The sequence below is a fragment of the Mobiluncus mulieris genome (genome assembly GCF_014204735.1).
Lineage (GTDB): Bacteria > Actinomycetota > Actinomycetes > Actinomycetales > Actinomycetaceae > Mobiluncus > Mobiluncus mulieris.
This window is the reverse complement of sequence record NZ_JACHMA010000001.1, coordinates 510,822-523,901: the sequence shown is the minus strand read 5'-3', so window position 1 is coordinate 523,901 and position 13,080 is coordinate 510,822. Positions and strand designations below refer to the sequence as shown.

Annotated in this window: 14 protein-coding genes; 3 read left to right on the top strand and 11 right to left on the bottom strand. The window is 57.1% G+C overall.

Annotated features, from left to right (window positions below; all coding sequences use genetic code 11):
• Nucleotides 1–92 precede the first annotated feature (92 nt).
• Nucleotides 93–362 carry a 30S ribosomal protein S15 gene (gene rpsO, locus F4555_RS02375; RefSeq protein WP_004012786.1) on the bottom strand — a complete coding sequence of 90 codons (270 nt, stop codon included), beginning with the start codon at nt 360–362 and terminating at the stop codon, nt 93–95.
• A gap of 216 nt (nt 363–578) precedes the next feature.
• Between rpsO and F4555_RS02370 the strand changes: the two genes are divergently transcribed.
• Together F4555_RS02370 and F4555_RS02365 are read left to right on the top strand one after the other, a co-directional pair.
• Complete coding sequence (locus F4555_RS02370) at nt 579–1,577, top strand: bifunctional riboflavin kinase/FAD synthetase (protein ID WP_004012787.1); 999 nt, start codon at nt 579–581, stop codon at nt 1,575–1,577.
• Between the two features lie 35 nt (nt 1,578–1,612).
• Nucleotides 1,613–2,128, top strand: a complete 516-nt coding sequence (locus tag F4555_RS02365; protein WP_255312785.1) for an ATP-binding protein — start codon at nt 1,613–1,615, stop codon at nt 2,126–2,128.
• On the opposite strand, the gene F4555_RS02360 is transcribed toward F4555_RS02365, so the two are convergent.
• The 6 genes from F4555_RS02360 to rimP all read right to left on the bottom strand — a co-directional run bounded on the left by F4555_RS02360 (nt 2,053) and on the right by rimP (nt 10,240).
• Nucleotides 2,053–3,939, bottom strand: coding sequence for a cell wall-binding repeat-containing protein (locus F4555_RS02360; RefSeq protein ID WP_115325495.1), 1,887 nt, complete (start codon nt 3,937–3,939; stop codon nt 2,053–2,055). The genes F4555_RS02365 and F4555_RS02360 overlap by 76 nt on opposite strands.
• A gap of 107 nt (nt 3,940–4,046) precedes the next feature.
• A complete protein-coding gene (truB, locus tag F4555_RS02355) occupies nt 4,047–5,162 on the bottom strand; it encodes a tRNA pseudouridine(55) synthase TruB (RefSeq protein ID WP_004012790.1) in 1,116 nt (371 codons plus the stop codon).
• The gene (rbfA, locus tag F4555_RS02350) at nt 5,159–5,590 is read right to left on the bottom strand and encodes a 30S ribosome-binding factor RbfA (RefSeq protein WP_004012791.1); all 432 of its coding nucleotides are present in this window, start codon (nt 5,588–5,590) and stop codon (nt 5,159–5,161) included. The genes truB and rbfA overlap by 4 nt, the downstream gene beginning before the upstream one ends.
• Nucleotides 5,591–5,609: 19 nt before the next feature.
• A complete protein-coding gene (infB, locus tag F4555_RS02345; RefSeq protein WP_004012792.1) occupies nt 5,610–8,369 on the bottom strand; it encodes a translation initiation factor IF-2 in 2,760 nt (919 codons plus the stop codon).
• Between the two features lie 336 nt (nt 8,370–8,705).
• On the bottom strand, nt 8,706–9,689 hold the full coding sequence (gene nusA, locus F4555_RS02340; protein ID WP_004012793.1) for a transcription termination factor NusA: 984 nt from the start codon (nt 9,687–9,689) through the stop codon (nt 8,706–8,708).
• Between the two features lie 14 nt (nt 9,690–9,703).
• Nucleotides 9,704–10,240, bottom strand: a complete 537-nt coding sequence (gene rimP / locus F4555_RS02335) for a ribosome maturation factor RimP (protein ID WP_004012794.1) — start codon at nt 10,238–10,240, stop codon at nt 9,704–9,706.
• A gap of 164 nt (nt 10,241–10,404) precedes the next feature.
• Here rimP and F4555_RS02330 point away from each other — a divergent pair, with 164 nt between their 5' ends.
• Nucleotides 10,405–11,334, top strand: a complete 930-nt coding sequence (locus tag F4555_RS02330; protein WP_004012796.1) for a hypothetical protein — start codon at nt 10,405–10,407, stop codon at nt 11,332–11,334.
• Here the strand turns inward: F4555_RS02330 and F4555_RS02325 are convergent, their stop codons facing one another.
• The 4 genes from F4555_RS02325 to F4555_RS02310 are packed head-to-tail and all read right to left on the bottom strand — an operon-like array spanning nt 11,335 to nt 13,024.
• Nucleotides 11,335–11,814, bottom strand: coding sequence for a pilus assembly protein TadG-related protein (locus tag F4555_RS02325; RefSeq protein ID WP_231282821.1), 480 nt, complete (start codon nt 11,812–11,814; stop codon nt 11,335–11,337).
• Between the two features lie 10 nt (nt 11,815–11,824).
• Complete coding sequence (locus F4555_RS02320) at nt 11,825–12,274, bottom strand: hypothetical protein (RefSeq protein ID WP_004015157.1); 450 nt, start codon at nt 12,272–12,274, stop codon at nt 11,825–11,827.
• A gap of 53 nt (nt 12,275–12,327) precedes the next feature.
• The gene (locus F4555_RS02315) at nt 12,328–12,780 is read right to left on the bottom strand and encodes a TadE/TadG family type IV pilus assembly protein (RefSeq protein WP_004012799.1); all 453 of its coding nucleotides are present in this window, start codon (nt 12,778–12,780) and stop codon (nt 12,328–12,330) included.
• 7 nt (nt 12,781–12,787) lie between these two features.
• Nucleotides 12,788–13,024 carry a hypothetical protein gene (locus F4555_RS02310; protein ID WP_004012800.1) on the bottom strand — a complete coding sequence of 79 codons (237 nt, stop codon included), beginning with the start codon at nt 13,022–13,024 and terminating at the stop codon, nt 12,788–12,790.
• Nucleotides 13,025–13,080 lie beyond the last annotated feature (56 nt).

The following is a 13,080-nucleotide window of genomic DNA, read 5'->3' as shown; positions in this document are numbered from 1 at the left end:
CTAACTTTTACTAACACATCATCGAGATGTTCAAACTACCTCAATGACATAAAATAGGGCTGACTGGATGTATCCAGTCAGCCCTGCTACAACTATCGACGCAGACCGAGACGGTCTTTCAGACTACGGTAGCGTTCGATGTCGACTTCCTGCAAGTAACCCAGCAGACGCTTACGCTGGCCAACTAGCAGCATCAAACCACGACGGGAATGATGATCATGCTGATGCGTTTTGAAGTGCTCGGTCAAATCCTTGATGCGTTTGCTCAACAAAGCAACCTGCACTTCCGGCGAACCGGTGTCACCCGGATGGGTTGCATATTCAGCAATAATCGCGTCTTTTTCTTCCTTAGTGAGTGCCACTGGCTCTCCTCTTTCTCGTTGCGCGCAGCGCCGGGGCTTTTCCCCACCGCATCCAAGGCGCGGCCGACATGACGGCTTTATAAGTTTAGCACTAGGGTCAATAACCTGACGAATCCCCAGGGTACACCCCATAATTTACGTCACTTTGCAAATGGCACCTCATGAACCCGCCCCGCCCTGGGGAAACCACCGCCCTCACGTTTTTGCTAGGGTAAGATGGTGCAAATTTTTCATGAGTCGCCATCTAAATTCGGCCCCTCCGTCGTAACTATTGGAACTTTCGACGGGGTTCACATGGGGCACCAACAGATTATTCGCCAAGTGGTGGAACTGGCGCGCGAAAACCACCTCAATTCCCTCGCTTTGACCTTCGACCCGCTGCCGCGCCAGGTGCACCAACCATCCCCGGGCAATAAGCTGATTTGTACCCTAGGCGACCGGCTCTTATTCCTGGCGGCGCTAGGTTTGGACGCGACTTGGGTGCAACACTACGACCTGGATTTCGCGGCGCTTACGCCAAAGGATTTCGTGGTGAAATGCCTGGTGGAACCGTTACAACCGCGAATTATTGTGGTGGGTAAGGACACACGTTTCGGGGCGCAAAACTCCGGGAATATCGTCACTTTAACCGAGCTGGGAGCAAAATACGGCTTCGCCGTTCAGGTCGTCCCCGACATTATCGACCCAATTACCTCAAAACGCTGGTCGTCATCATGGGTGCGGCGCCTTTTAGAGGCCGGTAACGTGGATCAGGCCGGCTATGTTTTGGGGCGACCGCACCAGGTGCGCGGCCTAGTAGTACATGGCAAACAACGTGGCCGCCAGCTGGGTTTCCCCACCGCCAATCTAGACGCGGAATATGTAGAGGCGATTCCCGCTGACGGGGTATACGCGGGGTGGGTGCGTCGAGCTTATCCCCACGGGTCGAATCATCCCACTTCTCTAGAGGCTCTGCCCGCCGCGATTTCGGTGGGGACTTCCCCGCACTTCGGGGATGTGGGTCGCACCGTCGAAGCCCATGTCCTGGGGCGTTCCGATTTAAACCTTTATGGCGAAGAAATCGTGGTTCAGTTCGTACACCGCATCCGGGAAAACCGCGCTTTTGAGTCCCTCGATGCCCTGCTTTCCCGCATGGATCAAGACCTGTTGGAAACCGCAACCGTGCTGGGTGTCCCCCACGCCACCCGCCTAGCCCCCGACGCCGTCACTGTTTAGTGGCAGGGTAAAAGTGCCGGAATCCGGCCTGAGTCGTGTCGACCGGCTCGGCTACCCCTTTCGATGCCGCCGGGTTGCACAGCGGAGCCGGACGAGTACTGTCACTGCGGATGCGACCCATGAGCCTATTCGAGCGGGGAATTGTCGAATCTAGCGTCAGTTTCGGGAAGCTCCTCATGAACCCGAAGCAACAGATTACCGGCCACACAGACTTCGACCTGGCGGATTACTGCCGCGCTATCGCTCGTAGCGGGTTTCCTGGAATCATGGAAAAATCAGCCGAAGTCACCCAAGAGGTGCTCGATTCGTACCTGCGCCTGATTGTCGACCGGGATTTACCGGACTACGGGGCAACTGTGCGCCGCCCCGAGGTTTTACGTCGTCCCCTTGGCACTATTGGGCGCGTGACGGCGGCGGGAGTGTACTGTGGAGTAAATCAAGCCAAAAAGAAGTGTGTCCGCAATCCAAACAAACACTACCGCTGCAAGAGGCTGCCAATCTGGTTGGCGACGAAACGCGACACCGCGCCCAATCCGCCAGCAATAGTGTAGGACACACTCGGATGAGCCCGCACGAAGGCCGCTAAACTGGGGTTTAACTGGTTCGGCGCGGTCAACAAAATCCCCTTGCCTGCCGCGTAGGCATAGCCCGCGCCGGCCAGGCCATCGGCAAACACCGTGCCGGAAGCCACCAAGTATCCGCCATTCCCAGCACCGAAATTCTCGGCCAACCGGGTCGCGGTCTCATAGCGATTCGCCCCCACAATCCCCTGAGCAGATTCCATGACCGCACCCAGCCCGAAATCCCCACTGGCTCTAAGCGCGGCATAGGCTCGTCCGCCCACCGCCCACAAGCGGAGCTTTCCGCCCAGCTTAGCCACACTGTTCCCCAGGGAAGACAGGGCTTGACTGGTCGCCGGAGGAATCGACTGACCCCTCGTGAACAGAATCACTCCGTGACGCGCGGCGACCACCGGACCGGCCGCAATCGCGTCGGGAATATTGGGATCACTGGTAGCGTCCACCAGAAACACGTCCAAATCTTTCAATGGCACTGAAACAGACGATTTGGCATAGTTCAAACCAACGGCTAGTTCGGCCACCCGAGCGGCCGTCGCAAAGCGATCCGCGCCCGACAGAGGTTCCACCCTCACCCCGACACTGGCCAAATCCTGAACCTGCGCCGGGTTCAAAGCCACCCCGCCGCCAACCACGTATACCTGTTTGCGCCCCGAGGTCTTGATGGCATCCACCACTTCGGATTCCACCGCGCCATTATTGCCCATCGACAGCAGAATCGTCGCGCCGCGCGCGCCCACCAAAGCCGCTGAGCTCAGGGCGTCGGGGGCTTTAGTACCCGTGGTCAACACTACGGCATCCCCACTGCCCCCACTCGCCCCGTGCAGCGCCAACGCAGTTGTCACACGGTTCGCCCCCGAAATCCGTTCCAAACGTGATTCAAAGGGATATTCCACAACATTCATAGTGACCTGTCCCAGCCGCACCTGGGCGATATCCTGGAGCCATCCCGCCAGCGGCAAGACTGAACCGAAATAAGCCGCCTCGGCATTACCCCCAATCAAAGTACCCACAACCTGGCCATTTACCACCAGCGGCCCGCCGGAATCCCCATGTTCCGTAGTAACCCCAGGCCATTGGACTTTGTAGCTCAACTGGCCAGTGGCTTGCGCACCGGAACAGTTCGCGGTAAACCGTGAGGGGTCTTCTTTACCGACCACCGTGAAACAACTGGATACAATCCGCTGTTGGGTATTTTGCAAGACGTTCCCGCTGCCACCCCATCCGTATTCAATACCTACATCGCCGATTCGAGGCTGGCTTTGCGCCAGTCGTGCCGGGGTTATCCCCGCCGCCGGGTCTTTGAGGTGCAGCAAGGCCGCGTCGAACTCGGGGTGAACCTTGTAGTCGTCTACTGGGGCAGAACCGATCCGTTTCGCTCCAAAGGAAATATTGATATAGCGGGGGGTTTTCGCAGTGCAATGCTTCGCGGTCAACACCCAAGACGGATCAACCAGGATTCCGGTGCAAATCGAACCAGTGTTGTCATAGTTGGTAATGGAAATATAGGACAACCAGTCGGTACCACCCCCGGTGGCGGTGGTGCCACCGCCTATCATAAGTTCGCCGTTTTCCAAAGTGAGCATGGCACGGTTCGCAGCGGCTTCATGAGGTGTTTGCCCGGATTCACCCGTAGTTTCACTGGCGGCCGTGGTGGCAATCTGGGGGGCGTACAGGGATTCATAGCCACCGGCTGGAGCACTGCTGGCGTTAACCCCGAATCCCCCGAAAGCCACCAGGCTGGCTGTCATTATCCATCCGATGCGACCTAGTTTCGTGGTCATGTTCTTTCCCCTTTTTCACCGTTTACTCACTAAGTTTAGCAAATCTAAGCCCTCGCAGTGTCCGTTTCCAAATATACTTAGATTCGTTCCTCACATTGCACAGCAACTCATGAAGCCGCAACCGCTGGGCGCAGCACCCAAGTCGGCTTCACCCGTATCGCCGTATCGCCCACCCGAGGTGTCACTAAAGCTATGACTTGACCAGCTTCGTCCAGCGCCGCCGCGAGCGGCTGGTTGTTATTGTATAACGCCGGGGACGGGGACGGCAGGGTGACGGTTTGTCCATACCCCAGTGCCCGCGCCTGTGTTTCGTCTAACTCTAAGGTGGGGAACAGCGCTTTCACCGCCGCATCCAAAGGAATAATGGAAATTATGCCCTGCGTTGCGACTTCCTCGCCAAGCTCAGCTAGGTTGCGTGCCGCCTCCAGTCCATAGTTCCCCACTCGGGTGCGGCGCAATGCGGTCAAGTGTGCCCCGGTGCCAAGGTCTCGCCCCAGGTCGCGAGCCAGGGCGCGGATATAGGTTCCCGCCGAGCATTCCACGGCGATATCCACGTCCGCCACCGTCACGCGCCCCCCATCAGCTGCGGCTAGTGCCGCCCCTCCCCCAGTTGCCCCGGGGTTTTCTCCGCCCGGGTTTCTCGGGGTCGTCTCTTGCGCCGCGCGGCCGATGCTTACGTCGATTTCATGAGGTGCCAACCCGGATTCCAGCTCCAGGCGAGAAATCGTGACTGGCCGGGATTTCAGTTTCACGTCCTGGCCTTGGCGGGCGAGCGCATACGCCCGTTGACCCGCCACTTTGATGGCGGAAAAACTAGAAGGCACCTGGTGAATCGCTCCCCGGTATGCCCCTAATGAATCCGCCAAAACCGAACCGGTCAATCCGCCCGCCCCTGCTGCGCCCACCACGGTGCCCGCAGCGTCGTCGGTGTCAGTAGACACCCCGAAACGCACCCGCGCCACATAAGCCTTGTCGGAGGAACCCAAGTATTGCAACAGTTTCGTGGCCTTACCCAAGGCGAAAATCAGCAAGCCCGTCGCCATCGGATCCAAAGTCCCGGCGTAGCCGACTTTTTTTTGTCCCGCTATGCGGCGCACCCGGGAGAGCACTTGGTTAGAGGTCAAGCCCTGGGGTTTATCCACCACCAGCAAGCCCGCCCCACAGTCTGCGCCGCGCGGCAACTCGCCCGGATTGGGAGGCAGAAAATCAACTGCCGCGTTCATTCTGCTTCGCTGTTACGCGGTTTTTTGTACGGGTCAGCCTCGCCAGCATAGGTCTTGCCTTTGCGTGCCGCCAGTTGAGCATCGGCTTGTTGCGCGGCCGCCAAAGCATTCTCTACCGCCGCCGCCTGGGCGGGCAGCGGGTCGGGGCAAAACTCCAGGGTGGGGGTCAGTCTGGTGCCCAGATTCTTTCCCACCCGGGAACGAATCACCCCTTTGGCAGAGGCCAGCGCAGCGGCGCTCGCGTTTTGGGCGGAGTCATTGCCGTAGGCAGTGTAGTACACCTTGGCATGTTGTAAATCCCCCGTGACCTCAACCGAGGTTACGGTGACGAATCCGAGACGCGGGTCTTTAATCGAGCCGTTATTCAACATGCTGGCTACCGTCGTCATGATATTCGCCGCGACTTTTTCGCGTCGGGTTTCATCCATGATTACCTCCTAAACCAGACTAGTTACGCGGAATTTCCTTCATCTCCCAGGTTTCGATACGGTCGCCAACCTGAATGTCTTTAAAGTCCAAGCCAATACCGCATTCGAATCCCTCGCGAACCTCGGTGACATCGTCTTTCTCGCGGCGCAGCGAGTGAATCGACAGCTCCTGGTTGACCACGACACCTTCACGCACCAAGCGGGCTTTCGTGCCGCGTTTGATGGTGCCAGATTTGACGATACAACCCGCGATATTGCCGAACTTCGAGGACTTGAAGACCTGGAGGATTTCGGCCGAACCCAAATCGTGTTCCTCGTAGATGGGTTTCAACATACCTTTCAAAGAATTCTCGACATCCTCGATGACCTGGTAAATCACCGAGTAGAACTTCATGTCTACGCCCTGGGCATCGGCGTATTCCGCGACGCGTTCGGCCGGGCGCACATTGAAACCAATAATCACGGCATTATCCACTGTCGCCAAATTCACATCGTTTTGGGTAATAGCACCCACGCCACGGTGAATAATCCGCAAGCCCACTTCGTCACCCACGTCAATCTTCAACAGGGAATCTTCCAGGGCTTCCACGGAGCCGGACACATCACCCTTGATAATCAGGTTCAACATGTCGACCTTGCCAGCCTTTAGCGCTTCGTCGAAGGACTCCAGGGTGACCCGCTTACGACGCTTGGCCAACAGTGCCGCCCGTTCCACTGCCGCGCGTTTATCCGCAATCTGTCGGGCAGTACGGTCGTCCTCGGCCACCAGGAAAGAATCGCCCGCGCGGGGCACCGAGGTGAGACCCAGTACCTGTACGGGAGTAGACGGCCCGGCTTCATCCACATTCTGGCCGCGCTCATTAAACATGGCTCGCACCCGCCCATAGGCGGTACCAGCCACAATCGCATCCCCGACCCGCAGGGTGCCACGCTGTACCAGCACAGTGGCCACCGCGCCGCGTCCTTTGTCCAGATTCGCTTCAATCGCCACCCCACGAGCCGGCGCATCCGGGTTGGCTTTCAGTTCCAGCACCGCGTCAGCCGTCAACAGCACCGCATCTAGCAGTTCCGTAATCCCCTGGCGTTGCTTGGCTGAAATCTCGACGAACATGGTGTCTCCGCCGTATTCTTCCGGCAGCACGCCATACTCGCTCATCTGGGCTTTTACTTTGTCAGGATTGGCTTCGGGCTTGTCGATTTTATTAACCGCCACCACAATCGGCACCTCGGCGGCTTTCGCGTGGTTAATCGCCTCGACTGTCTGGGGCATCACCCCGTCATCGGCGGCCACCACGATAATCGCAATATCCGTGACTTCCGCACCGCGCGCCCGCATCGCGGTGAAGGCCTCGTGACCAGGGGTGTCGATAAAAGTAATCCGGCGTCCCTTGTCAGCCTTTTTCAAAGTAACCTGATAGGCACCAATATGCTGGGTAATCCCACCGTATTCGCCTTCAACCACATCAGTATTACGAATCGCATCCAGTAACTTGGTTTTACCGTGGTCGACATGCCCCATCACGGTGACCACGGGAGGACGTGTCTCAAGGGAATCAATATCATCGAGTTCCTCGGCCTCTAAGTCAATGTCGAAAGACTCCAGGATGTCACGATCTTCATCCTCGGGGGACACAATTGTAATGTCATAGCCCAGTTCCGTGCCCAACAGCTTAAAGGTGTCTTCATCCAAGGACTGATTAGCGGTGGCCATCTCGCCCATGTGGAACAAGACCGTGACCAGCGCAGCGGGGTTCACATGTATCTTTTCTGCGAAATCAGCCAAAGATGCCCCGGAGCGAATCCGGATTTCCTCACCGTTACCCTTAGGAATGGAAACCCCACCGATTACGGGTGCGCTTTGCTCTTCGATTTCTTGGCGTTTCTCGCGGCGCGCCTTGGACTTCTTGGATTTGCCGCGCCCGAAAGCCCCCTGGGTGGAGCCGCGTCCCCCTCGACCCCGGTTGGTAGGAGGAGCTGCAAAGTTACGCTGGGAATCACCGCCGTGTCCGCCGCGACCCCCACGTCCGGGGTGGCTGGGGGCATTGCCCTGTCCGTCGCCAGCCCCACGCGCGTGATCACCAGGTTTGGGTCGGGCTCCCCCCGAGGCAGGTCGGGGCATGCCCTGTGCCGAAGCAAAGGGATTGTTCCCGGGACGCCCGCGCCTAGAGCCGGGTTTGACTCCCCCCGTGCCTCCCGGACGGGGCATTCCCTGTGAAGAGGCGAAGGGGTTGTTTCCGGGACGAACTTGACCAGGTTTAGGCATGCGGGCTCCCGGTTTGGGAATTGCACGTCCCGGGGCGCTCGTGTTGGGAGCGGTGGGTTTCGCACTCGGAGTGGGTACCGGAGCCGTCGGGGTTGTTTCGATTGGGGTGGCGGCGCGCGGAGTTGACTCTGGGGTTTTTTCGACAGCTTCAGCTTCCACGCTCGGGGTTTCACCGACTTCATGAGGGGCTTCCCGCTTGGGCTCGCTCGCCCCCTCATCACGGACTTCCTCGGTTTCCACAGTATCGACCGCAGTAGTGTCCGTCATAGCCGGAGCTACTGTCGGTTTCTTAGTAATATCCGCTGCTGCTTTTTCTGCCGCTTTCGCTGCTTTCTTAGCAGCTTCCGGACTGAATTTACCCAGCTTCTTTTCTTCGAAATGCTTGGTTATTTTCTTAACCACCGGGCTTTCTACCACGGAGGACGCCGATTTAACGAACTCCCCCGCGTCCTTCAAGACATCAAGCATCGTCTTAGAATCAGTCCCGAGCTTTTTTGCAAGCTCATGCACGCGCATTCGTGCCACGTTTCTCCTTGTCCTTCACCGGTCTGCCCGGTAAAAGACAGACCCTCAATCGTTGGTACTCATCGGGTACTCATCGGGTGCCCAACATCTTCCAACCCGCTTCCTTAGGTCATTGCGAAACGCCCCGAAGCTCGTGCTTTTGGTGGAACGTTTCTATCGGATGATACTCATAGCGCCTCATGAACCCAACAGGAGCGAGGCCAAAAAAGCGCCGGAAACAGTATACCTAACTTAACGCGCAGTAACTAACCCGCCCAAAAGCACAGCTTCCCCGCCGCAAAGCGACGAGGACAGCCGGGCTAGTACTATAAACCGATGCGCCGCTTATTATGCTGAAGTCGCACCAACCTCAGAATCCGAATGGATATCGATGCCCCAACCCGTCAACCGGGAAGCCAGGCGGGCGTTTTGACCTTCTTTACCGATAGCCAAGGACTGTTGGAAATCGGGCACCACCACCCGCGCCAAACGACGATCTTCATCCAAAACTCGAACCGAGACGACTTTCGCGGGGCTCAACGCATTAGCAATGAACTCTACCGGATTATCAGACCAATCAATAATGTCGATTTTCTCGCCGTTCAACTCGTTCATCACCGCTCGTACCCTAGAGCCATTCGGACCAATACAAGCCCCCTTCGGGTTCATACCTTTTTCTAGGGCTCGCACCGCTATCTTGGTGCGGTGACCCGGTTCGCGCGCCACCGATTCGATAACCACCAGCCCCTTTTCAATTTCGGGAACCTCGCGATTAAACAGGCCCTGCACCAAACCGGGATGGGTGCGGGAAAGCTCGATATGCGGGCCTTTCATACCCCTCGCCGCGCTCAAAACATAGACACGAATCCGCTCTCCATCGCGGAAATGTTCACCCGGAGCCTGTTCGGCGGGGGGAATAACTCCCTCGATATCCCCCAGGTCTACCGCAATGAACTTCGGGTCTCGAGCTGCAACGACGACCCCGGACACTACCTGGCCGATGCGTTCCTTAAAATCCCCCAAGACTTGCTTGTCTTCTTCCTCTTGGAATCGTTGGATAATCACCGATTTAACAGTGGCGGCAGCGGTACGCCCAAAATCCTCGGGGGTAACTTCGACATCACCCAAAGCATTACCCTCTTCGTCGAGTTCAGTCACCCACACTTTGACTTCTCCAGTTTTACGGTCAACCTCGACACGAGCCGGTGCTTTGACCCCCGACTGGTTGCGGTAAGCCTTTAACAAGGCCTCCTCTACTGTGGCCACGAGCGATTCAAAATCCATGCCTTTTTCCGCCTCTACCAGGCGCAAGGCAGTCATGTCGATTTGCATTCTTTCCCTCCGTATTAACTTTTTCGATTATTTTTCCGGCCGGTTTTCACGGATTTTTTCGGCGCATTGCCAGTTCCGAATAAAACCACTGTCCGAGCTGATTGTAATGCACTGAAGGAAATAGTTTCCTGTTTTCCGTCTTCTTCCCAGGTAAAATCAGTTTCCCCAGCGGCCAGAATTCTCCCCACACGTTTCTGACCCGCCACCGTAATCTCTGCGTCACGCCCCACCGCCCGAACAAACAGACGCGGATTATCCAAGGCGTGTTCCGCCCCCAGTGTGGAAACCTCGAGATTGTACTTACCTTCCACCGGGTCAGCACTGTCCATAAGTCGCGAAATTTCTTGACTGGCTGCCTCGAGGCGTTCAAAACCGATTTCGCCGCTACCCGCCGGTAAATCCAGGAAAATCTCTACCTGGCGGGAATTCTTCGAGCCCTTGACACAAACCTTTTCCAAGAACAAACCCAGCTGGGTCACTGTGGGAGCCAACAATTGGGATACCTCAGCGGCAATATCCACATTTCCAGTATTTTCACTGTTTTCTGTCATCAGTTTTCCTTTCCGCTACCTCATTCCATTCCGTGGTTCGCCGCGACGATGACAACATGTGAAACAATGGAACCATGTTTTCTTGCCACCGCGACTCGCGCCGCCCTACCACTAGTCTATGGGTTACGTTCGTTGTCACCGCGTTATGTCTAGGTGGCTGTGCCTTGCGTTTAGACACTCCCCCCGACAACCTGCCCCGTCTAAATCCAGGGCAGGCCGGGATTTCAGCAGTAACCCGTTTCGATACGGCAATCAGCACTGGGGCGGATGCCATCGCGCAAGACGCGGGACAACCCCAGGGAGTGCGCGCTGCCGCTGGCCAAGTTAGAGACCAGGCCGAACAACGTCTCGCTGCCCTGGGCGGGGTGTGGAACCCCTGGCCACAAGGTACACCCTCCGGGGCACAGCCCGGCCCCACCCCGATGACTCCCCCGGCTAATCTCGCGGATTTAGTGCAAATGCTGGTAGACAACGCCGCCACCGCCTGTCGCGGTGCCGATGCTGCCCCTGCTGGGCAAACAGCCACCCTGCTGACGGCCGTATGCGCGGCAAACCGAATGGACGCTAATACCCTGGCTAGCGCAGCAGGCATCCAGGTTCCACCCCAGTCCGCAACGGTCAGCGCACAAAATAGAGCCACGAATTCCGACAAGCCCCTCATGAAAATCGAAGACCGTGACCTGATAGAGAAACTCGAGGCGGCGCAATCCTCTCTAGACTACGCCAGATACCGCCACGAAACAGCAGCGGCGTTTTTGACTGGATATAACCGGACGTGGGCCTTGAGTCGAGCCGAGAAACTCTCTTGGGAGGTTCAAGAACTGGTAAATCTGGGGGCGAAAGATTCACGTGGTGCCCAGTATGCCCTGGATTTTCCCGCTCTCAAGGACACCAAAAACGCGATTCACCTCGTGAACCAGGCGGATGCGGACGCTTTCGCCGCAGAGCTCAACGTGATTGCGGCGCTGCCACCCACCGGGAAAAACGAACCCGAACGGCGATCCACCTGGATTGATGCCGCCATGGCTTCGACTCAATCCCAACGACGTTTCGGGATTAGCCCGGCACAGATTTTCTCACAACTATGGCCTTGACTAACCGAAAGTAGTTTTCAGACTCGCGCTAGCCTTGGCGCGCATCGGCACCTCGGTCAGACTGCTAATCAAAGGCAAAGCAATCGGCACGTTCCCCACCGCTGCAAGCTCCAATTCCACGCGGGTCGGGAACGTGCGAAACCCCGTTATGGCGATGCTTTTCAGCCCCGGGGTCAACCTTGAATCGACGCGGTCGAGGTATGCCACCGCCCGACGGCGCGCTCCGGCTTGGTCAATCGGAATCGGGGCACCCTCAACCAAACCCTGTTCGTAATAGACAGCATCGTCGACCTCCGCCACCGCCAAAGACACCGTCTGGTCAGCCAAACGCTGCAAACGCCGCTGTTCCAGATATATTCCCGAAACACTCATCGTCATCAAAACAATGACACAAAGCAGCACACAAGTCCCTAGCCCCAACAGTAAAACCCGCCCGTCTTCCTCTTGCTTAACCCGGGTAATTATTTTCGTTCGTTTCATGAGGTGATATTTAAGCACCATGCTCTCCCCATTGAATCGGATGGACACAACTAAGGTTAATGTCGCTAGGAAACATTCCCGCCGCCAACGCCCCCACCACCGGAAGGGGCACCTTTAGGTTCACTTCCACCACCCCCCTCGAACCAGCATCAGGACAAGTTGTGGTTTCACAGCGTAACGAGAAACTCACGCCCTCCACGGGCAACCCCTGGTCGGCAACCGCCAGCTTAGTTGCCAGTTGAGCAGCTGGCATCCCGGTATGGGGATGCTCCGTGAGAATCCGGGCACTGGCCGCTGCTCCCGCCTCGGCGGCATAGATACCAGCCTGGATTTGGGAAAACACCACCAGCAGGTAAACCAGGGGAACCAGCAACCCCAAGACTACTGCCACGAATTCAATGGTGGCTTCCCCGGATTCATCGCGCCAATGTAACCGCCCAGGCTTTTGGGATTTAGACAACCTCGCTCCCCTACGCTGCCGGGATTGGGGCAAGCACCTCATGAAACCGAACCTCACGGAGCCACCTCCACAGCCGCATGACCCACCACCTGGAAAGAACCGAAACCAAAGAAACCCAAAACCGGCAACGGAGCCGACACCGACACTTGCAGGGCATCCACCGGCGCGCTGCCAAACTGGTTCGACACAGTAGTGAGGTTTACCCGCGAGACCTCGACGTTTTGCACATAGTCACGACCCACCGTAGAAGCCAATACTTCCCGCACGGTTTCCTCGGCCACTTCGGGAGGAGCCCCGACCACTGCGGCCGCATGTGCCCCGGCAGAAGCCGCGTCAATCAGCGTTGTTTTCACCCACATAGATAGCGCCAGTTGCAACACCCCCAAGACCAAGAACATCACCAGAGGCACCACCAAAGCGAAACTGACCGGCTCAGAGCCCCTTTCACACTTGAGAATCCGACGTGGCGCGACGGCCGTACTGGATGCAAATACTACGGGAGTCATAGAGAAATTACATGCCCGAAACCGAGGTAATCGCATTGTTGAAAAGCGCGGTTAAAGCCGGCAGAGCCACAGCAGACAAAGCCACCACTAAACCAGCGGTCATCAGGGTTACCATTACCCAGCCCGGCACATCCCCATCGGCTTGCCGCCAACGAGAGCGATCCGAGGCCATCTGGTTCTTCAGAACCCTCCAGGTCTGCTGCGAGGCTAGGTAAATATTCCGAATTTTTGTGATTATTTTCATAGTTACCTCTTTCTGTTCTGTTATCGGTTACTAGCTTTAAAAGACTTCAAGAAAGT

Coding starts and splice junctions, on each gene's coding strand:
- F4555_RS02370 (WP_004012787.1), top strand. CDS start 579: ATGGTGCAAATTTTTCATGAGTCGCCATCTAAATTCGGCCCCTCCGTC.
- F4555_RS02360 (WP_115325495.1), bottom strand. CDS start 3,939: ATGACCACGAAACTAGGTCGCATCGGATGGATAATGACAGCCAGCCTG.
- truB (WP_004012790.1), bottom strand. CDS start 5,162: ATGAACGCGGCAGTTGATTTTCTGCCTCCCAATCCGGGCGAGTTGCCG.
- rbfA (WP_004012791.1), bottom strand. CDS start 5,590: ATGGATGAAACCCGACGCGAAAAAGTCGCGGCGAATATCATGACGACG.
- infB (WP_004012792.1), bottom strand. CDS start 8,369: ATGCGCGTGCATGAGCTTGCAAAAAAGCTCGGGACTGATTCTAAGACG.
- nusA (WP_004012793.1), bottom strand. CDS start 9,689: ATGCAAATCGACATGACTGCCTTGCGCCTGGTAGAGGCGGAAAAAGGC.
- rimP (WP_004012794.1), bottom strand. CDS start 10,240: ATGACAGAAAACAGTGAAAATACTGGAAATGTGGATATTGCCGCTGAG.
- F4555_RS02325 (WP_231282821.1), bottom strand. CDS start 11,814: ATGAAACGAACGAAAATAATTACCCGGGTTAAGCAAGAGGAAGACGGG.
- F4555_RS02315 (WP_004012799.1), bottom strand. CDS start 12,780: ATGACTCCCGTAGTATTTGCATCCAGTACGGCCGTCGCGCCACGTCGG.
- F4555_RS02310 (WP_004012800.1), bottom strand. CDS start 13,024: ATGAAAATAATCACAAAAATTCGGAATATTTACCTAGCCTCGCAGCAG.